This window comes from Demequina muriae (genome assembly GCF_030418295.1).
In the GTDB taxonomy this organism is placed as follows: Bacteria; Actinomycetota; Actinomycetes; order Actinomycetales; family Demequinaceae; genus Demequina; species Demequina muriae.
Map to the genome: position 1 here is coordinate 1,453,958 of NZ_JAUHQA010000001.1, position 19,120 is coordinate 1,473,077.

The 19,120-nt window shown below is 70.0% G+C and carries 16 protein-coding genes and 1 tRNA gene; 7 read left to right on the forward strand and 10 right to left on the reverse strand.

Translation table 11 applies throughout. The features are described 5' to 3' along the window. Positions 1-11: 11 nt before the first annotated feature. Together manD and QQX02_RS06785 are read left to right on the forward strand one after the other, a co-directional pair. A complete protein-coding gene (manD, locus tag QQX02_RS06780; RefSeq protein ID WP_301142065.1) occupies positions 12-1,271 on the forward strand; it encodes a D-mannonate dehydratase ManD in 1,260 nt (419 codons plus the stop codon). Then, the gene (locus tag QQX02_RS06785; protein WP_301142066.1) at positions 1,261-2,469 is read left to right on the forward strand and encodes a hypothetical protein; all 1,209 of its coding nucleotides are present in this window, start codon (positions 1,261-1,263) and stop codon (positions 2,467-2,469) included. The genes manD and QQX02_RS06785 overlap by 11 nt, the downstream gene beginning before the upstream one ends. A 37-nt stretch (positions 2,470-2,506) precedes the next feature. Here the strand turns inward: QQX02_RS06785 and QQX02_RS06790 are convergent, their stop codons facing one another. The 4 genes from QQX02_RS06790 to QQX02_RS06805 are packed head-to-tail and all read right to left on the reverse strand — an operon-like array spanning position 2,507 to position 6,291. Further along, positions 2,507-3,775, reverse strand: coding sequence for an MFS transporter (locus tag QQX02_RS06790; RefSeq protein WP_301142068.1), 1,269 nt, complete (start codon positions 3,773-3,775; stop codon positions 2,507-2,509). A 27-nt stretch (positions 3,776-3,802) separates the two neighbouring features. Continuing rightward, positions 3,803-4,654, reverse strand: coding sequence for an LppM family (lipo)protein (locus QQX02_RS06795; protein WP_301142069.1), 852 nt, complete (start codon positions 4,652-4,654; stop codon positions 3,803-3,805). Further along, the gene (locus QQX02_RS06800; protein ID WP_301142070.1) at positions 4,651-5,589 is read right to left on the reverse strand and encodes an LppM family (lipo)protein; all 939 of its coding nucleotides are present in this window, start codon (positions 5,587-5,589) and stop codon (positions 4,651-4,653) included. The genes QQX02_RS06795 and QQX02_RS06800 overlap by 4 nt, the downstream gene beginning before the upstream one ends. Positions 5,590-5,622: 33 nt before the next feature. Then, positions 5,623-6,291, reverse strand: a complete 669-nt coding sequence (locus tag QQX02_RS06805) for a TetR/AcrR family transcriptional regulator (RefSeq protein ID WP_301142071.1) — start codon at positions 6,289-6,291, stop codon at positions 5,623-5,625. A gap of 72 nt (positions 6,292-6,363) precedes the next feature. On the opposite strand from QQX02_RS06805, the gene QQX02_RS06810 reads away from it, so the two are divergent. Next, complete coding sequence (locus tag QQX02_RS06810) at positions 6,364-8,208, forward strand: bifunctional copper resistance protein CopD/cytochrome c oxidase assembly protein (protein WP_301142072.1); 1,845 nt, start codon at positions 6,364-6,366, stop codon at positions 8,206-8,208. 701 nt (positions 8,209-8,909) lie between these two features. Then, positions 8,910-9,866 (forward strand): hypothetical protein, encoded by a 957-nt coding sequence (locus QQX02_RS06815; RefSeq protein WP_301142073.1) that lies wholly within the window; start codon positions 8,910-8,912, stop codon positions 9,864-9,866. A 37-nt stretch (positions 9,867-9,903) separates the two neighbouring features. Here QQX02_RS06815 and QQX02_RS06820 read toward each other — a convergent pair whose 3' ends face one another. From QQX02_RS06820 to QQX02_RS06830, 3 genes are all read right to left on the reverse strand, one after another. Next, entirely contained in the window at positions 9,904-11,286 is a 1,383-nt protein-coding gene (locus QQX02_RS06820) for a UTP--glucose-1-phosphate uridylyltransferase (protein WP_301142074.1), read from the reverse strand. Between the two features lie 152 nt (positions 11,287-11,438). After that, positions 11,439-11,512 (reverse strand) — tRNA-Gly (locus QQX02_RS06825). An 82-nt stretch (positions 11,513-11,594) separates the two neighbouring features. Then, the gene (locus QQX02_RS06830) at positions 11,595-12,518 is read right to left on the reverse strand and encodes an aldose epimerase family protein (RefSeq protein ID WP_301142075.1); all 924 of its coding nucleotides are present in this window, start codon (positions 12,516-12,518) and stop codon (positions 11,595-11,597) included. Between the two features lie 109 nt (positions 12,519-12,627). Here QQX02_RS06830 and QQX02_RS06835 point away from each other — a divergent pair, with 109 nt between their 5' ends. The 3 genes from QQX02_RS06835 to QQX02_RS06845 all read left to right on the forward strand — a co-directional run bounded on the left by QQX02_RS06835 (position 12,628) and on the right by QQX02_RS06845 (position 14,319). Then, entirely contained in the window at positions 12,628-13,506 is an 879-nt protein-coding gene (locus tag QQX02_RS06835; RefSeq protein WP_301142076.1) for a hypothetical protein, read from the forward strand. Positions 13,507-13,599: 93 nt separating this feature from the next. Further along, a complete protein-coding gene (locus QQX02_RS06840; RefSeq protein WP_301142078.1) occupies positions 13,600-13,941 on the forward strand; it encodes a YciI family protein in 342 nt (113 codons plus the stop codon). Between the two features lie 147 nt (positions 13,942-14,088). Further along, positions 14,089-14,319, forward strand: coding sequence for a DUF6458 family protein (locus QQX02_RS06845; protein WP_301142080.1), 231 nt, complete (start codon positions 14,089-14,091; stop codon positions 14,317-14,319). 73 nt (positions 14,320-14,392) lie between these two features. Here QQX02_RS06845 and QQX02_RS06850 read toward each other — a convergent pair whose 3' ends face one another. From QQX02_RS06850 to QQX02_RS06860, 3 genes are all read right to left on the reverse strand, one after another. Then, a complete protein-coding gene (locus QQX02_RS06850; protein ID WP_301142081.1) occupies positions 14,393-15,718 on the reverse strand; it encodes an MFS transporter in 1,326 nt (441 codons plus the stop codon). A gap of 58 nt (positions 15,719-15,776) precedes the next feature. Continuing rightward, positions 15,777-16,820, reverse strand: coding sequence for an NAD(P)-dependent alcohol dehydrogenase (locus tag QQX02_RS06855; protein ID WP_301142082.1), 1,044 nt, complete (start codon positions 16,818-16,820; stop codon positions 15,777-15,779). Positions 16,821-16,899: 79 nt separating this feature from the next. Further along, a complete protein-coding gene (locus QQX02_RS06860) occupies positions 16,900-19,098 on the reverse strand; it encodes an MMPL family transporter (RefSeq protein ID WP_301142083.1) in 2,199 nt (732 codons plus the stop codon). Positions 19,099-19,120 lie beyond the last annotated feature (22 nt).

Genomic DNA, 19,120 nt, shown 5'->3' on the forward strand with positions numbered 1-19,120 from the left:
AGAGTCGGCCCATGCCCACCACTGCCATCGCCTCAGCCGAGGTCATCGTCACCTCGCCTGGACGCAACTTCGTCACGCTGCAGATCACCACGGACGACGGCGTGGTGGGCCTGGGAGACGCGACCCTGAACGGGCGCGAGCTCGCCGTTGCGGTGTACCTCGCTGACCATGTCATCCCGCTGCTCAAGGGCCGCGACGCGATGGACATCGAGGACACCTGGCAGTACCTCTATCGCGGCGCGTACTGGCGACGCGGTCCGGTGACGATGGCCGCCATCGCCGCCGTCGACATGGCGCTGTGGGACATCAAGGCCAAGGTCGCGGAACTGCCGCTGTACCAGCTGCTCGGCGGGCGCTCGCGGACGGGCGCCCTCGCCTACGCGCACGCATCCGGCCGCGACACGGAAGAGCTCTTCGACTCGATCCGCGAGCACCTCGACCTCGGGTACCGCGCGATCCGGGTCCAGACCGGCGTACCGGGCCTCGACAGCGTCTACGGCGTGGCCGCATCGGCCGGCGACGGTGCTGAGGAAGGCGACCGCTACGACTACGAGCCCGCACGCCGTGGCGCCGGGGGTCGTGCGAGGCCCGTCGAGGAGACGTGGGACACTCGCGCCTACCTGCGCCACGTGCCCAGCGTGTTCGAGGCCGTGCGCTCCGAGTTCGGTGCCGAGCTGCCGCTGCTGCACGACGCGCACCACCGGCTCACTCCTCGTGAGGCGGCGCAACTGGGGCGCTCGCTCGAGCCGTACGACCTGTTCTGGCTCGAGGACTGCACTCCCGCCGAGGACCCCACCGCGCTGCGCTACGTCCGTGACCACACCACCGTGCCGCTGGCCATCGGCGAGGTCTTCAACTCGATCCACGACTACCAGACGCTCATCACCGAGCGCCTGGTGGACTACGTGCGCTCAGCCGTCACCCACACGGGGGGCATCACCCACCTCAAGAAGTTGGCGGACTTCGCCGCGATCTACGGCATCAAGACGGGATTCCACGGCCCGACTGACGTCTCGCCCGTGGGCCAGGCCGCACACCTGCACCTGGACCTCGCGCTTCACAACTTCGGGATCCAGGAGCACATGCGCCACTCTGAGGCGACGCTCGAGGTGTTCCGCACCTCGTTCCGCTTCGAGGACGGTCGCCTGCACCCTGGCGAGAGAATGGGCCTGGGCGTCGAGATCGACCGCGACGCCGCGCGCGAGCACGCCTACGACCCTGCCTACCTGCCCGTGAATCGCCTCGCGGATGGGACTGTGCATGACTGGTAGACCCGGGCTGCGCCTCCGCGCCGTATCGGCCGTCGCGCTCGCGACCGCTGCAGTGCTGGCGCTCGGAGCGTGCCAACCCGAGCCCACGCCAACGCCGACGGCGTCGCCAAGCGCCACCCAGGCGTCGACACCGTCGCCGTCACCGTCCGTGTCGACGGAGACATGGCCGCCTGCGGAGCTCGACGCGCTGACCCCGGCCGATCCGGTGGACGAGGGCGAGCCGACCGCCTACGAGGCACCGGAGTGGCTGTGGGATTGGGTCGATGACTCATGGTCGACGGCGATCTACTCGACGGTCGAGGTGGCGGAGAGTGCTGATGGGGGTCCTGCCCTGGAAGGGGTGCAGTGGCTCTACCTGCTCGCGCCAGACGGGACGGCATTCCGCATCGCTGACCTCGGCCACGATGCCTTCGCGACGATCGTCGACTGGGACGCTGACCACCGGCAGGCGTGGCTGCATCTCCAGGGCTGGGGAGAGTCCTGGGATGTTGCCGAAGTGGCCCTGGAGACGGGCGACGTGGACACCGAGGACTTCACCGACGGAGCAGGACCGCGCGACACGGTGGAGAGCGGAGGCCTATCCGCGGATCTGCTGCCTCGCGATGTGGCCGCCGACGGCACGCGCTTGTGGATAGCGGTGTCTCCCTTCGGGGACATGGGTGGCACGGTCTGGTACGAGCCGGTCGCCGGCGAGTGGAAGCCGAGTTCGGTGAACGACGCATTGTTCGACATCGCACAGGCGCGTCACGCCCGCGGCGACGACAGCGAGCATTCGCCTGGGCCCATCGGGGGCTCTGGCTGGGTGTCCATCGAGTCGGAACGAGCCATCTCCATGGTGGCCGACGCCGGTGGCCAGGGCGCGGCCGCACCGACCTACGTCATCTTCGACCACGACTTGGGAGATGACACCTACATCCGCACGGGGTTCACGCCGCCCGACTCGGCGACGGGTTGCCAGGTGCACGGGCCCGACGGCGACGAGGTCGTCGTGAGGTGCTGGAACGTCGACACGTCCGTTCCCGACACGGGATGGGCCGTCGACCTGGACTCGAGCGACGCCGTGGAGGTTCCCGTGGATCCGGAGCAGACTCCGAACCACGACCTTGGCAGCTACACCGAGGACGTGAAGACTCAGGGCACCCAGCCGCCGAACGCCGACGACTGGACGGACCTCATGCCAGCGCCACCGCTGCCCTGACCAACTGCCCCGACCGCCGCATCGGGCGTCGAGTGGCTCAGAGGTTCGGCGGGATCGGCGGCTGCTCGACCCACTCGCCCTCGTCCTTGAGAGCGGGCGAGTGCGCGTCAGGGGCGTCCGGCCGGTCGGTGCCTCGCTTGATCACCGGTGAGGCGAGCAGCGCGATGCCCACCATCGCCGTGGCGGAGCCAGCCGCCAGGTACAGCCCGGCATGCGCTCCCACGTTGTCGACGAGGTAGCCCGCGATCCAGGCGCCGAAGGCGACGCCCACTCCCATGCCGATGCGCAGCCACGACATGCCCTCGGTGATCTGGTCGCGCTTGACGACGCGCTGCACGATGGTGTCCGCGTTCGTGAGGGTGGGTGCGATCGCCGCGCCCGCGACGAACCCGATCAGCGCGAACATCACCATGCCGGTGGACAGCGTCAGCAGCCCGAAGCCGATGGCGAGAGCGACGGTCCCCCACACGGTGCGCTTCCAAAGGGCCATCTTCCAGTGGCGCGACCCGTACAGGATGCCGCCCACGAACGACCCGGCGGACACGATGCCCAGCAGGACTCCCGAGAGGGTCTTGTGACCCTGCTCCTCTGCGAAGCCAACGGTGGAGATGTCGAAGGCGCCGAACATGGTCCCGAGTCCGAGCGCGATGAAGGCGGCTCCGATGACGGCGCCGGGGAGCTTCATCCCCAGACCTCGACCGCCGGTTCTGCCACGCGCCGGCGGCTCGGTGGCGCGCTGCGAGAGCAGGATGGTGAGGCCGACGACCGTGCCGACCGCCGACACGACGAGGCCGGCGGGTGCCCACACGGTGGTGGCCAAGATCGTCGCGAGGGCCGGACCGGTGATGAACAGCACCTCGTCGAGCACGCCCTCGAGCGCGAACGCCGTGTGGATGTCCTCGTCGGTCTCGAGGATGTTGGACCACCGGGCGCGCGTCAATGACCCGAGCGGGCCCGACAGGGACGCCACGATGACGGCGATCCACAGGATCCATTCCGCGCCGTTGTTCATCGCGGTCCAGATGCCCAGCGTGACGCCGACGACGTGCAGCCCGAGCAGCGGCAGCATCACGGTGCGCTGGCCGAGGCGGTCGACGAGCCTGGACGTGGGCACGGTCTGCAGGGCCCACACGACGATGCCGATCGCGGCGACGCGGCCGGCCATCTCGTAGCTGTCGTATTGGATCTGCACCATCAGGATGAACGAGATGTTGAACATCGAGATGGGCAGGCGCGACAGCAGGCCGGCGAAGGCGAACGCCTTCGCGCCGGGATGCTGGAGAATGGTGCGATACGGGGCGAGCACCCCCATATGCTCTCACCGCACGCGACGTCAGGTGGACGGGCGGTTCTCTCCGTCGTCGCCCGCGGGGGTGTCGTCGACGGGCCCGTCGACGAGCATGCCGGGCCCGTGCGGGTCCTCGGTGGTCGCAGGCGGCGGCAGCGCGCTCTGGCGGTGCTTGCGGCGGTCCTGGATGATCAGCGCGGCGGCGCCGCCCACGACGAGGATGAAGGCGAGCACGATGCCGCCCCACCGCAGCACGGGGCCCCAGTCGAACTGATCGTCCGCGCCCGCGACGATGCGGATGTCCTGGCCGCTCGCGAGATCCGTGAGACCCAACGTGACCGTGTTCCCCTCGATCTCACCGGCGGTGGCCTCCTCGACGATGCCGGGGAACGTGTAGGTGATCGCGACCTCGACGCTCGACTCGAGCAGTCCCAGCTGCGACTCGGAGACGCCGAGCGAGTCCAGGTCCAGATCGTCGGGCGACATCATCTCGACGATGAACTGGCCGTCGGCCTCAGTGAGGGTGGCGGCCCCGCCGATGCCTGAGGCGGTCTGCTCTGCGGCGGCGTTGAACTCGTCGAGCGGGAGGTCGGTCAGCGTGAGCTCCACGCCCGCCAGCTCGCCGTCGTCGTAGGGCTCGACGAGCACCTGGCCCGGGTACTGCTCCTCGAGCGCGGCGAGCTCGGGAGAGCCATCGAGGTCATCGAACAGGGCGCCGACGTCCATGCCGGCCTGGTCGCCGATCTGCGCGGCCACGTCGTCAGAGAAGGCCACGACGGAGTGCTGCGAGAACGTGCCGTCGGCCCCGATCGTGGTGTCGACGGTGGTGCGCACGCACCCCGTGAGGGCGAGCGCCGCGATCGCCGCGGCGCCCGACCAACGCAGGACCGTGGTCACGGCCGCTGCGCCTCCCCGTCGGTTTCATCGCCGTCCGCTGCGGGTGCGTCAGCAGGCGGAGTGTCGGTGGGCGAGGCGTCCGCGGAGGCACCCGGAGCGTCCGTCGTCTCCGGGACGGCCGATGCGGTGGTGGGCTCGGCGGGCGCTTCGGGGTCCGCAGGATCGGCGGCGGGCATCGCTGGCGTGGGCGCGACCACCGGAGGTGCGTCGATGGGGTCGCCGGCGGGAGCATCGGCTCCGGGCTCGAACGATGCCTCGGAGGAGACGTGAGACTCGTCGACCGGCTTGCGCCGGCTCGACACGATCAGCACGCCGGCGATGCCGGCGCCGATGCCCACGAGGGCGGCGATCGCCAGGATCAGCCAGAGGGGGAAGCCGCTGTCGGCGCTCGCGGAGCCGCGGGCCTGGAGCTCTCCGCCGTGCTCGAGCAGGTCCCACGTCACCGTGGTGCCGTCGAGCTCGCCGTTGTGCTCTGATACCGCGCCGGGGAATGTGACGGACATCGTGGCAGAGGCGGTCTCGGGCAGCTCCTCGCCACCGGCCTGCTCGGTCAGGTCGTCAGCGGCGCCCGAGACCACGTAGTCGTCGCCGTCACGGAAGATGCGCAGGCCGTCGCCCGCCGCGTCGAACTCCTCCAGCGGGAGGCCCGAGAACGTAGTCTGGGTGCCCACGAAGTCGGGGCTGCCGTCGCCGTTCTCGTCCTCTGACTCGTAGCGCTCGGTGACGCCGCCGGGGATCGTCTCCTCGCCGCCCAGCATGTCGTCGAGGCTCTCCTCCCCAGCGATCTCCAGCAGCTCCTGGGACATGGCGAAGATGAAGTCGCCGCTGGCGGTGTCGTCTTCGTCGAGAGTGACGTTCATCTCGACTCGGACGCATCCGGTGAGGACGAGCGCGGACACGACAGCGAGCGCAAGCCCGCGGGGGAGGGTTCTCATGGCGACCACTGTCCCACAGGGCAAGTCGCGGGTCTAGGCGCCCGCGCCCTCGTGGCGATAGTCCAGGGAGGGGCTGTTGGCGCGGTGCACGAAGGTGTGGAACTCCTCGATGCTCATGGGGCTCGGCGGGAGCTCACCTGAAGGGCCGTCGGCGCGGAGGCCGTCGAGGACGATCGCGAGGTGTCGACGCAGCATTGCGCGCTCCAGCTCGGTCGGACGTCCCACGAGGCTGGCCAGCGCGAAGGCGGTGACGGCCAGGTCCGCGGGGGTGATGCCGGCGCGCAGCGTGCCCTCCTCCTCGGCGGCCCTGATCAATCTCGCGACCACGACGGCGGCGGCGTTGGCCGGTGAGTAGGAGGGGTCGATCTCGTGCATGCGGCGCATGACGGTGCGCACCGCTGGCACGTCCGCGATGGCGAGCGTGACGGACTCGAGCCGCATGCAGAGCTCGCCCCACGCCGAATCAGCGGCCGTCTCCTGCATCAGGACCGCGCCCACCTGCGTGAGTGCACGGTCGTACACCGCCCGGATGAGGTCCTCGTGGGTCGCGAAATGACGGTAGGCGGTGCCGACGCCGAGTCCCGACCGCAGCGCCGTCTCGCGGACCGAGAGGTCGGGTCCCCGATCAGCGAGGATGTCGAAGGCCGCGACGAGGAGGCGCTCGTGGTTCTCGACGGCGTCGCGCCGCTTCTTGCGAGTCATGGTGGGAGTGTATGCCCGCCCAGGACGCGGGGCCCGAGCAGGAGACCCCGGGCTCGCGCGTACGATTCCGTTATGCCCGTCGATGCCCTCGTCACCATTCTCGGTGGCCTGCGGGACGTCGCTCTGGCGCTGACCGCCGGGGGGCTGATCGCCCTCGCCGTCATGCTTCCCGCGAGCCACCCTGCGACTGCTCGCGCCGCCGCCGTGGCGCGCTGGTCGTCCGTGGTGTGGGCCGCATCGGCGCTCGCGTACGTCTTCGCGGCCTATGCGCGGATCCGCAACGACGACGTCGCGCCGGAGCGGTTCGTCGAGGAGGTGTGGTCGTTCGTCACGACCATCGACCTGGGGCAGGCCTACCTGCAGATGGCGCTCGCGGCTATCGTCGTGTCCGTGCTCGCCGCGGTGGTCCGCAGTCCGCAGGCGTCCGCGTGGACCCTGGTGCCCATCGTGTGGGCGCTGGGCTGGCAGGCGCAGACGGGCCACGCCGCAGGCGCCGCGGACCACCACCTCGCCGTGAGCGCGATGTTCCTTCACCTCGCCGCATCGGCCGTGTGGCTCGGGGTGATCGCCGTGCTGTTCCTCATGCGCCGTCCGCTCGGTGACGGCGCGAAGGCCGCCGTCGGGCGGGGGTCGCGAATCGCGCTGTGGGCGGCGGTGGCGATCATCGTCTCCGGCGTCGCGAACGCCTGGGTTCGCCTGGGTTCTCCGACGGACCTTGTCACGACGACCTATGGGCGGCTGCTCGTCCTGAAGGTGCTCCTGATGTCGGTCGCGGTCGCGCTCGCGGCGTGGCACCGCAGGGTGAGCCTGCCGCGCCTGACCGAGCGCCACGTGCGCGAGCGGTTCTGGCGGGTGATGGCCGTCGACGTGGGCGCGCTCGTCGCAGTGGTGGGAGTCGCGGTGGTGCTGTCGGGCAGTGCGCCTCCCGTGCCGATCGAGGCCCTCGAGGATCCCACGCCGGCGTACTCGCTCACGGGCTACGAGCTGCCGCCGGCGCCGTCGGCTCTGAACTGGCTGCTGCTGTGGCGGCTCGAGATCCTGACCGCCTTCGCGGTGGGGACGGCCGCAGTCGTCTACCTGCGGTGGGCCGCGCGATTGCGCCGCCGTGGCGACCGCTGGCCCTGGTACCGCACGTTCGCCTTCATCTCCGGCGTCGCGGTGCTCGCCTGGATCACGCAGGGAGCGCCCACCATCTACGGCATGGTGACGTTCTCGGGCCACATGGTCGAGCACATGCTGCTCGTGATGGTGGCCCCGATCCCCCTCGCGCTGGGCGCCCCCGTCACCCTTGCCCTACGGGCTCTGCCGGCGCGCACCGACCATTCGCGCGGTCCCCGCGAGTGGCTGCGCGGCGTCGTGGACTCCCGGCTCCTGCGCGTCTTGTCGCACCCCGTCGTCGCCGCGGTGAACTTCGCCGGCTCGCTCGTGGTCTTCTACTACACGCCGCTGTTCGAGTTCGCGTTGAGCAACCACGTGGGGCACCTGTGGATGATCGTCCACTTCACCCTCGCGGGCTACCTCTTCGCCAATGCGCTGGTGGGCATCGACCCGGTGCCCAAGCGCCCGTCGTACCCGATGCGCATCGTGCTGCTGTTCGCGACGATGGCATTCCACGCCTTCTTCGGAGTCGCGCTCATGAGTTCCACGGTGCTGCTGGCACCGCGATGGTTCGGGCTGATGGGTCGCGACTGGGGTCCCGATGCGATCACTGATCAGCAATACGGGGGTCAGATCGCGTGGGGCATCGGCGAGCTCCCCGTCGTGCTGCTCGCCATCGGCGTGATCCTCGGCTGGCGCATGGCCGACACGCGCGAGGCGCGGCGCAAGGACCGTCAGGCCGATCGTGATGACGATGCCGAGCTGCGTGCCTACAACGCCATGCTCGCGGAGACCGCCAGGCGCGATCGCGACACCTGAAGTTATCCACAGATTTTGTCCACAGGCATGTGAACATCCAGTGAACGACGCCTAGATCCGGTGGATAACGCTGTGGGGAAAAGGTGGAGGAAAAAAAGTCCCTCCGAGCGGTTGCAGTGGGGTGGCGAGGCGAGTACGACTAGTCCCATCGGAACTTCGGTTCCACCGCCTCGGGAGGTCGCAAGATCGCCTCGAGGGCCGGCATTCAGGGCGTGCGGTTCGGGTCAACCGGGCTGCTATCCCTGGTAGATCGGCATTTGGTGGGCTGAAGTAACGGATGCGTCGGACAACGTCGGTTCACGTCGACGGGATCGCCTTCGGGTGGTCTCCGAGAACTGTGGGTGACGGCACAGGGGCCTGGCGGCCCGACGCATCGACCGAGAGGTCACCGCCTTTCGAGGAGGTGTTGCCGCATCGTCAATCGCGGCCGTCGCGGCTGGGGAGTTACCCCCAACTCGCGAGAACTCTCCGGTCATGGCAAGGCCCCCCGAACGCTTACTTCGGGGGGCCTTCGCCTTGCCGGGGCCGCGAACGGTCCTGGTGTCCACGGTAGGTGCGCACCTCGTGCGGACAGCGGCGACACGCCCTGTCACGTGAACGTCGCCGTCCCGCGCCGCACTCCCGCGACACCCCGATCACGCGCCGTCAGCGCCGTTGCCCGGGTACGCGCGTCCCTGCGGGGTACGTTGTGAGGACACGCGATGTCCATCACAAGGGAGCCCACGATGCCGGTGTCCGACGGCCGCGACGAGCCGCCCCAGGAGAACACCCCTGCGGACCAGCCGCCCACACGGCTCTCTCCGTACATGGCCGCGAGTCCCGTGACGAGCGCGCCGACTCCGGCCTCGCCGGACGGCGACTCCGAGACGCCCGGGGTCTCCTCAGCAGAGACGCCCGCGACCGGCGCATCGGCCGGCGAGGAAGCCGACGCCGTAGCGACGCCCCCGACCCGCGCATCGGCCGACGAGCCCGACGAGGACGCGACGCAGCTGCTCGACCCCGTGGACGATCAGCCCACGGAGGTGATGCACGAGGTCCCCGCTCCTGAGCCCGATATCGTCGCCGTCACCGCGGACGCGCCGCCTTCGCGGGAGAGCGACCACGACGACGAGCCTGACGGGCCAGACCCGGCGGAAGAGCGCACGCCGACGACCGACCGCACCTGGATGGGGGTGACCTCGTTCATCACCGGGGCGCTGCTGCTGAGCGTGGTGGCCATCGTGCTCGGCCACCTGGGCCTCACGGCGGCCAAGCGCGGCAGGGCGAACTACCGCAGCTTCTCCATTGCCGGCCTGATCCTCGGCTACGTGGGTCTCGTCGTCACCGCGGTCGGTGTGTGGTTCCTGGTGGCGGCCCCGGTCGATCCCGCGGACGTGGACGTCCAGGCACAGCAGGACGTCAGCGCCGTCGGGGCAGCCGCGGCCACCCTTGCGGTGCAGACGGGCGAACTGCCCGAGGTCACGCAGACCGACGACGGGTATGTGGTCGGCGGTGACGAGATCCCCGCCCAGCTCACCACGGCGCGCGACCTGGGAATCGCCGGATCAGGTCCGGCCGAGTGGTGCCTCGAGATCGCCTATGAGGGCGGCGAGGTGAGCGCCTTCTCCTACACGGCGACCGCAGGCATGGCGCCGGGCCCGTGCCCCTCGTCCGCCTGACCCTCGATACCCAGCCCGGCCGATGCGCGGGCGAGCCTCAGCCCTCGAGGACGGTCCCGTCGGCAACGCGCGACGGCTCGCCGGCGTCGGCGAGCGTGGCGGCGCCCCGCACCACCACATCGGCGCCGAACGTCCAGTCACCGCGCACGGTGAGCGACGTCGCGTCCTTCAAGGACGGCGCGCCGTGCGGGAAGCGCGCGTCGAAGGCCTCCATCGTCTTGAAGTACGCCGGGTCGAGGTCGACCAGCGGCGCCGCGTCGACGTCGAGGCGCAGGGCGCCGTCGTCGGCGAGGCGGTAGGCATCGGAGCGCAGCGTCAACAGGTCGTTGGTGGTCTTGACCGGCAGGAACCGGTCCCGACCCACGACGATCGCCGTGGCCCCGTCGAACACCTCGATCGCCGCCCCCATCGCGGACTCGACCTGATACACCTCGGGTGAGGTCGGGTCCGTGGGGTCGACGGTCTTGCGGTTGCGGATGAGCGGCAGCCCCAGCACCGCTCCGCGCTCGGTGAGCGCCCGGTGCAGCGCCTCGAGGTCCCACCACAGGTTGTTGGTGTGGAAGTACGGGTGACGGTGCTCGTCGGTGAAGAAGTCCATCTCCTCGGGCGCAGTCTGGGCGGTGTCGCGCAGGATCAGCTGCCCGTCGGCCTTGCGGATCGCGAGGTGACCGCCCTTGCGGTCCGCGGCGGTGCGGCGGCACAGCTCCGCGGCGTACGGCGCGCCCGACTGCGCGAACCAGCCAGCGATCCGTGCACTCGGCACGGCACCGAGGTTGTCGGAGTTCGAGGCGCTCGCGTAGCGGAAGCCTTCGTCTAGCAGCTGCTCGAGCACTCCTGACGAGAGCAGCGCGGTGTAGATGTCGCCGTGGCCCGGGGGGCACCATTCGAGCGAGGGGTCGGCTGGCCACTCGACGGGAGTGAGGTCGTCGACGCGCAGCTTGGGCTCGCGGTTCTGCAGGAAGTCCAAGGGCAGGCCGTCGACCTGGATCCCCGGGGTCGCGCCGAGCGAGCGCAGCGAGTCGCTCTGCGTGCGGAACGAGTTCATCAGGACCAGCGGCAGCCGTGCTCCCGTCGCCGCGCGTGCGAGCCGCACCTGGCTGGCGATGAGGTCGAGGAAGCTCTTGCCGTCGCGCACCGGCAGGAGGGACTTGGCGCGGTCCATGCCCATCGACGTGCCGAGCCCGCCGTTGAGCTTGATGATCGCCGTCTTGGCCAAGGCCTCGCGACCGGCCTCGTCGTCGACGTCGACCGCGTCGAGCCGGTCGGGCTCGAGCAGCGGCTCTATGGTGTCCTCGCGAATCAGGCCGGTCGCGCCCGCCTCGAGTTCGCCGTAGTAGTGGCTGAAGACGTCGATCGCCGCCTGGTCCACGCCAGCGGCGCGCATCTTCTCCTGGGCCTGGGCAAGTCCTGTTTCGCTCATGGACACGAGCCTACGGGGGCACGGCCCTGTCCGGCACTCAGTGTCGGCTATTGGCGCTCGCGGCTTCCTGTCCGGCACCGCACGTCCGTGAGTGCCGGACAGGGGGCCGATGCGGTCGCTAGGGGTCCGTGAGTGCCGGACAGGGAGAGAGATGGAGCGGGTGACGGGAATCGAACCCGCGCTATCAGCTTGGGAAGCTGAAGTTCTACCATTGAACTACACCCGCGCGCACCGCCGTCGGCGGTGCAGGACACCCATAGTAGCCGCGCACTCCACCGCCGGGAAATGCGGTGGAGCGGGCGGGCGGGTCAGGCGTCCCGAGCGATGAGCGAGAACGATGCGCTGCGCGTCTCGCCAGGCTGGACCAGGAACAGCCCGGTGCCCTCGATGCCCTTCGCGTCCAGGGTGAAGGCGTCGTTCGCATTCGACACGGGCTCGAAGGCCCAGTACGGCTCGTGCTCGGGGATGTACAGCACCGCGTGCTCGAGCAGGGCGTCGGCCTCGACGTCGAGGGTCACGGCGCCCGGCCACTCGATGGTCGCCAGGCGCTCCCCGCGGCGACCGGTCAGGCAGTCGTCGACGAACTGGTAGCCGAGCTCGCGCGCCTCGCGGAAGTCCGCCGCCGCGCGAATGTCGCCCGCGCCCGCATCGGGCATGCACGCCACGAGGTCGTAGCCGCGGTCCGCCTCGACCTGAAGCCGAGCATCGGCCGAGCCCGCGACCGAGCGCAGGAAGTACGGATGGTGGCCGAACCCGGCGGGAAAGGTCTCGTGGTCGGTGTTGGTGACCGAGTAGGTCCACACGAACCGGTCGCCCTCGAGCGCATACGTGAAGCGCGCAGTGAATGTCCACGGCCAGTTCACTCCGTAGACGTCACGGGAGGCGAACTCGAGCACCACGCGGTCGGAGGAGTGCTCGGCCACGGTCCACGGGTAGTCCCAGCCTGCGCCGTGGATCGCGGTGCCATCGGGCCAGTTGACGCGCAGCTGGAAGGAGCGGTCGCCCCACCGCAGCACGCCGTCGCGGATCCGGTTGGACCACGGCACCAGGGGGTACGAGGCGGTGTGATTCGGGCCTGCCGCCCCCTCGGGCGTGGGCCGCAGCACGTCGTGCCAGGCGTTGCCGATGCGCGCCTCGCCGAACGCGATCGAGCCGCCGATCTCGGGGGCGAAGCCGATGCGCCAGCGGTCGTTCTCGATCACGGGCCTGGGAAGCGAGGAGGTGTCAGACATGGTGCCCATTGTGGCGCATCGGCCCTGGTCTTGCGCGACGCGCCGACCAATCCGGCGATCCCGTGATCGTGACCGATGCGAGGGGCACCGTGCGGGGCACAATGTCCTCATGTCGGGGGTGCGGTGGGCGACCTCAGCGATCGTGTGCGCGGTCGCGCTCGCGGCCTGCGCCGGCCAGCCTTCCCTTCCCTCACCGTCGCCCAGTGCAGGAGTGTCGCCGCCCCCCGTCGCTGCCGTGGGCGGGACGGCTTTCCCGCGCACGCTGCAGGCCGACCGCATGGTCGAGGTGCAGATCGAGACTCCCGGCGACGAGCGCGGCATCGTGGTGTCAGTGGCGCTGGACTCGCCGTACTTCGGGCCGTCGGGCACCGTCCCGACCAACGTGCTGCTCGAGCCAGGGTGGCTCGCCCGGCTCCGGGTGCCGCTCGGTCCAGCACTGTGCCCCGCCGGCTCCGGATCGTCCATCGCGACTGTCGAGGTGCGCGCGTACGAAGGCGCGGACGTCGCGGAGCGAGAGGTCACGCTCGAGGAAGGCGCGCTCCGGGACATCAATGCGACCGAGTGCCGACAGCGCATCGCCACCGACGCCGCCGCACCCTCCTTCGCCACGGAGCCCGTCGTCAGCGGCGACGCGGTGCAGACCTCTGTGGTGCTCCAGCGGGGCGCCTCAGCCGCGGCGGCGACGCTCACGGCGCTGTCGGGCAACGTGATCTTCACCCTGGAGCCGGCCGCTGGTTCGCTCCCGGTGACGCTCGAGAGTAGGGAGGAGCGGACCGCGGTGCCGGTCACCATCCGCGCCTCCCGCTGCGACGCTCACGCGATGGCGGAGTCCAAGAAGACGTTCGTGTTCACCGCCTCCTATGACGTGGACGGCGAGGCCATCACCGTCGAGTACCGAGCCGAGGGTGCGACCCAGGAAGCGCTCCAAGCACTGGTCGATCAGTGCGCCGCCGAGAGCGAGTCGGATGGAATCGGCGGGCAGCGATGACCCGCGCAGGTCACGTTGTCGCATCGAGGGGCCCGGGTTCGTCGTCTCAGACGAGGGCGCATGCCACGAGGGCGCGCCACACAAGGAGGAATCATGCAGTTCCTGATGCTGGTGCTGGTGGAGGAAGTCGGGGCGGATGCCCCTGAGGGCGAAGGCACGCCCATCGATGAATGGGGTGACCGTTATGTGAGCGCGGGGGTGAACCTCATGGGGTCGCGCCTGCGCCCGGCCACCCAGGCCCGCACGGTGCGCCAGCGCCGCGGCGGACTGGTGGTGACGGACGGGCCGTTCGCCGAGACCCATGAGGCGATCGGCGGCTTCGACGTGCTCGAATGCGGCTCGTGGGACGAGGCGATCACGGTCGCCTCGGAACACCCCATGGCGTACGCCGGCGCCATCGAGCTGCGCGAGTTCTGGCCCTTCGACCAGGAATGAATCACCCCTGGTAGATCAGCGAACTTCACGCGGCGTGGGAATAGCCCTCGTTCCGGAGAGGTTGGCACTGGTGCAGATGTCGCCCGGGGAGAGTCCCCGTCGCACCATGCGGCGCGCGGCATCGCCCACTCGGGAGGTGCAGTACTAATGGCCATCGGATCCGGCATTTTCTTGATCGCGCTCGGCGCGATCATGGCTTTCGCGCTCAATGAGAGCGTTGACGCGGTCGACCTGGAGCTCGTGGGGTACATCCTCATGGGCGCCGGTGTGATCGGCGTCATCATTTCTCTCGTGTTGAACCGCCAGCGTGCCAACACCACGCACCGCGAGGTCAAGGAAGAGCACGTCGACGAGCACCGTCGCAACATCGACGGCTGACCGCCTCTCGACCTGACACCCCTCGGGCCGCGACCTCACCGGTCGCGGCCCGAGGCGCGTCTGCCGAGGTGCGTCAGGGCTGTCCGCTGGCGTCCTCGATCTGCTGAGCCCGCAGTCGCAGCACGGCATCCTCGCGGGGGTTCGTCTGGGTGGGGTAGGTGAACTCCAGCAACGGCCGATGCCGGTGGTAGGTGACTTCGAGGTTCCAGTGGCGCACCGACCACACCGTCGCAGCGAGCGCCACCGTGATCGCCGCGATCGCGCCCACCCCGATCGCCCACCGGGGGTTCGCGTCTCCGATCCACCCCACGAGGGGCGAGCCGAACGGTGTGGACCCCAGCAGGATCATCGAGTACAGCGCCATCACCCGCCCCCGCATGTGCGTCGACGTGCTGGTCTGAATGGCCGCATTCGCCGAGGTCAGCATGGTGAGGGCGAAGAAGCCGACGGCGACCGATGCCACGAGGTAGAGCTCGTACGAGGGCATGAGTGCCATCAGAGCGCTGGCGACGCCGAACATGAAGGCCGAGCCGAAGATCAGCCGCAGCCTCACCTGACTCCGCCTCGCGGCGAGCAGGGCGCCGGCGAGCGAGCCGATCGCCACCACCGAGCCCATCAGTCCGTAATCCTCGGGGCCGCGATCGAATTCGATGCGTGCCATCAGCGCGCTGGTCATCTGGAAGTTCAAGCCGAGCGCCGCGACCACCGAGACGACGATCATCACCACGACCACGTCGGACCGCCCCCGCACGTAGCGGATCCCCTCCCTGATCTGCCCCGGGCTGCGGGGGGCGCGCTCGAGCGGAACGAGCTCGGACGATCGCATGAGCAGCAGCGCCACGATCGTTGCGATGAAGGTGAGCCCGTTGACCACGAACACCCAGCCGATCCCGATCCACGCGACGGTCAGTCCCGCGACGCCCGGCCCGATCAGGCGGGCCGCGTTGAAGGATGCGCTGTTGAGCCCCACGGCGTTGGTGAGCCCGTCGGGCGGCACGAGCGACGCGACGAAGGTCTGGCGCACCGGGACGTCGAGCGCGCTGACGATGCCGAGTCCGAAGGCGAAGGCGTACACGTGCCACAGCTCCGCCTGTCCGAGCAGCACCAGGGCGCCGAGGCCGAGACCCAGCATCGCTGCGGCGCCCTGGGTGGCGATGAGCAGCGCGCGCTGGTTCATGCGGTCGGCGAGCACCCCGGCCCATGGGCCGAGGATCAGGAAGGGCAGGAACTGGAGGGCCGTCACGACTCCGACGGCGACGCCGGAATCGTTGGTGAGCACGGTCAGCACGAGCCAGTCCTGGGCGACCCGCTGCATCCACGTGCCCACATTGGAGACGAGCGCGCCAGCGAACCACAGCCGGTAGTTGACGTACTTCAGCGACGCGAAGGTGCGGCTCATGGTGTGCGGCCGTGCGCGGCGGGCTGGGGCATGTCACCAACTTACGTCGGCTGGGGACCTAGGTGATCGTCACCACGACCTTCCCGCGCGCGTGGCCGGACGCGACGCGCGCCATGGCCTCGGATCCCCGTTCGAGCGGGAGCACGCCGTCGATCAGTGGTGACAGCGTGCCGTCCTGCAGCGCCGCGCCGATCTCCTCGAGCGCCGGCGTCGACGGCAGCGAGAGGAACGTGCGGAAGCGGCGTCGCAGCAGCCGCCGGCGCACGTTCGCCCTCGCGACGCGCATGAGTGGGCCGCCGTCAGGACCCGGGAGTCCGCTGTTCGGGAGGACCACGCCCGTGGGTGACGTGAGCGCATGGAGGTCGTCCATGCGGACCGCGCCGACGTTGTCGACGATCACGTCGAACCACGCGGGCAGGTCGGTGACGGACTCGCGGGTGTAGTCGACCACCGCGTCGGCGCCGAGGGCACGGACGGCATCGGCGTTGCGTCCCGAGCACACGGCGGTGACGTGGGCGCCCGCGTGCTTGGCGAGCTGGATCGCGAACGAGCCGATCCCCCCTGACGCCCCGATGATGAGCACGCGCTTGCCTGTCGCATCGGCCCCGGGCGCCAGCCCTGCCGCAGCGAGGCCATCTCGCGCCGCGAGCGCCGCCATCACCGACGCGGCGGCATCGGTCGCTGCCACACCGCCGGGAAGGCGGGCGATGCGGTCGGCGCGGGCAAGCGCGTACTCGGCGAGAGAGCCAGAGCGGGCCTCCCCGAACACTCGGTCGCCGCCCCGCCAGTGCGAGACTTCGGCACCGACCGCGACCACAGTGCCGGCCACATCTGACCCTCGCACCGGGACCTTGGGACGGCGCAGGCCCACCCCGAGCCGAAGCACCCGCGGGCGCCCGCGCATCAGGTACACGTCTGCAGGATTGAGCGCCGCCGCCTCGACGCGGATGAGCACGTCGCGGGGCCCGGGGGACGGCATCGGGATCGTGACCGGGGCGAGCGTGTCGGCCTCGCCGTACCGATCGTGGGCGATCGCGGTCATGGCCGCGGGAAGGGCGGGTGTGCGAGGCACGGCGCTCCTGGTGGAGGTCGAGATCTTCATGATGGTGTCCTGGGGTCGAGGTGAGAAGTTGAGGTGGGCGGGGGCCGCTGAGCGGACACGCGACCCCCGCCCGGGGGACTCACACGAGTGCCGGCTCGCGGTCGTCCTCTGAGACCGGCGGCGTCGCGGACGGCGCCTCGGTCGGCTTGTGGGTGATCCTGGGGAGCCACTCGAGCCACGAGGGCAGGTACCAGTTGGCCTTGTCGAGCCAGACCATGGCGGCGGGCACCAGGAGCACACGGATGATGGTCGCGTCGATCAGCACGCCGAGCGCGAGGCCGAAGCCCCATTGAGACAGCTCAGGGATGCCGGCCGCCGCGAAGCCGCTGAACACCGCGACCATGATGAGCGCCGCGCCGGTGATGAGCGGACCGGTGCGCGTCACCCCTTCGATGACGGCGGCCTTGGTGTCGCCGTGCGCGTCATAGTGCTCCTTCACACGGCTCAGCAGGAAGACGTGGTAGTCCATGGAGAGCCCGAACACCAGCGCGAAGATCATCACCGGCATGTAGGGCGAGATCCCGTCCAGGTCCGGGAGTCCGAGCACGCTCCCCCACCCCCACTGGTAGACCGCGACCAGGGCGCCGAACGTCGCGAGCGTGCCGAGCAGGTTCATCACGATCGCCTTCAGGGGCAGCACCACGGAGCGGAACATCAGCAGCAGCAGGACGAAGCTGACTCCCAGGATGATCGCGACCGCCCAGGGCGCCGCGGAGGCGAGCAGAGCGCCCTCATCCATGGCATAGGCGCGCGTGCCGCCCACGCTCGCCTCGGCTCCCGTGCCTGCGAGCGCGGCGGGAATCAGCGTCTCGCGCAAGCGCTCGATGGCCTGTTCCGCCTGCACGTCGCTCGCGTCGAACAGGTCGTGCGTGTCGACGAATGCGACGTCGCCTCGCCAGTCGACGGTGGTGCCCTCGAACGCCGGGTCCTCCTCGATCGCGCTGGCGAGCGCCTCCACCTGCGCCGGAGCGGCACCCGCGCCGGCGATCGACACGAGGGTCTGAGTGTCGGTCCAACCGAAGTCCTCGACGTACACGTCGTTGGCGCGGTGCGCGACGAAATCCTCGGGGAGCGAGTCCGGACCAGGGTTGGCGAAGTTCACGCCCAGCACCGGCGAGGCGATCACGAGCAGGAGTCCTGCGCCCGCCGCGGCGGCCCATGCGGGACGCTTCACGACGCGCGTGGCGAGGCGCCGCCAACGATCCGATGCCATCCCGGGGTGGGCAGTGGGCACACGCCCCTTGTTCACGCGGTGACCCACCAGGCGCAGCACTGCGGGCATCAGGAACAGCGTGGCCGCGACCGAGGCGAAGGCCACCGCCATGACGCCCACGCCGATGCCGAGGAACGTGTTGAGCGGCACGACGAGCAGGCCGCCCAGGGAGACCACCACGGTGGCGCCCGAGAACAGCACCGCGCGGTTGGCGGTGGCGCCGGTGGTGGTGATGGCGTCCATCACGGTGGCGCCGCCCGCGAGCTCTTCTCGGAAGCGCTGAACCGTGAGCAGCGAATAGTCGATGCCCAACGCGAGGCCTAGCATCGCGATGAAGATGGTCATCGAGTCAGACATCGGCACGCCATTGGCGTCGAGCACGCGCGCTACGAGGGCGCCCATCCCGGTTGCGGTGATGATCGACACGATCGCGACCAGCAGTGGCAGGCCGGCCGCCACCAGCGCCCCGAACACCACCACCAGGATCACGAGCGCGGCGATGAGGCCGAACACCTCGCTGCGTGCGAGCTCCTCGGCGGCGAGCTCCGAGAACGCCAGGTTCGACGACTCGCGCCCATAGACGAAGGTCTCGACGCCCTCGTGCTCAAGCGCCGCGACGGCATCGACCGCCGCAGTGACCACCTCGGCATCGGCCGTGGTGTGGAAGGTGACCATCGCCGAGGCGCCGTTCTGTGCGACGGGAGCGCCGTCGGTGGGCGAGGCGACCGCCGTCACCCCCTCGACGCCTTGCACGGCTGCCGCAGCGTCGGCGATCGCCGCGTCGAAGGCGGGGTCTCCGAAGCGGTGCGAGTCAGACGTGATGATGACGGTCTCGGAATAGACCTCCTGGCCATCGACCGTCTGGCGAAGCTCGGCGTCGAGCGCCTCCGCCTCGTTGGCCTCGGTGGTGACCAGGTTCTCCTGGATGGGGCTGACGTAGTTCCCGACGCTGCCGGCGAGAATCGCGGCCGTGATGAGGATGGCAAGCCACGCGCCGATGGTGAGCCAGGGCCGGCGCGCGGACGCCCGGGCGATGCGCCCGGTGAGTCCGATCGATGTGTTCATGTTCTTCTCCTTTAGAAGGGTG

Excerpts from the sequence above, each read along its gene's own strand:
- manD (WP_301142065.1), top strand. The coding sequence starts at position 12 with ATGCCCACCACTGCCATCGCCTCAGCCGAGGTCATCGTCACCTCGCCT.
- QQX02_RS06785 (WP_301142066.1), top strand. The coding sequence starts at position 1,261 with ATGACTGGTAGACCCGGGCTGCGCCTCCGCGCCGTATCGGCCGTCGCG.
- QQX02_RS06800 (WP_301142070.1), bottom strand. The coding sequence starts at position 5,589 with ATGAGAACCCTCCCCCGCGGGCTTGCGCTCGCTGTCGTGTCCGCGCTC.
- QQX02_RS06805 (WP_301142071.1), bottom strand. The coding sequence starts at position 6,291 with ATGACTCGCAAGAAGCGGCGCGACGCCGTCGAGAACCACGAGCGCCTC.
- QQX02_RS06810 (WP_301142072.1), top strand. The coding sequence starts at position 6,364 with ATGCCCGTCGATGCCCTCGTCACCATTCTCGGTGGCCTGCGGGACGTC.
- QQX02_RS06815 (WP_301142073.1), top strand. The coding sequence starts at position 8,910 with ATGTCCATCACAAGGGAGCCCACGATGCCGGTGTCCGACGGCCGCGAC.
- QQX02_RS06820 (WP_301142074.1), bottom strand. The coding sequence starts at position 11,286 with ATGAGCGAAACAGGACTTGCCCAGGCCCAGGAGAAGATGCGCGCCGCT.
- QQX02_RS06830 (WP_301142075.1), bottom strand. The coding sequence starts at position 12,518 with ATGTCTGACACCTCCTCGCTTCCCAGGCCCGTGATCGAGAACGACCGC.
- QQX02_RS06835 (WP_301142076.1), top strand. The coding sequence starts at position 12,628 with ATGTCGGGGGTGCGGTGGGCGACCTCAGCGATCGTGTGCGCGGTCGCG.
- QQX02_RS06840 (WP_301142078.1), top strand. The coding sequence starts at position 13,600 with ATGCAGTTCCTGATGCTGGTGCTGGTGGAGGAAGTCGGGGCGGATGCC.
- QQX02_RS06845 (WP_301142080.1), top strand. The coding sequence starts at position 14,089 with ATGGCCATCGGATCCGGCATTTTCTTGATCGCGCTCGGCGCGATCATG.
- QQX02_RS06850 (WP_301142081.1), bottom strand. The coding sequence starts at position 15,718 with ATGAGCCGCACCTTCGCGTCGCTGAAGTACGTCAACTACCGGCTGTGG.
- QQX02_RS06855 (WP_301142082.1), bottom strand. The coding sequence starts at position 16,820 with ATGAAGATCTCGACCTCCACCAGGAGCGCCGTGCCTCGCACACCCGCC.
- QQX02_RS06860 (WP_301142083.1), bottom strand. The coding sequence starts at position 19,098 with ATGAACACATCGATCGGACTCACCGGGCGCATCGCCCGGGCGTCCGCG.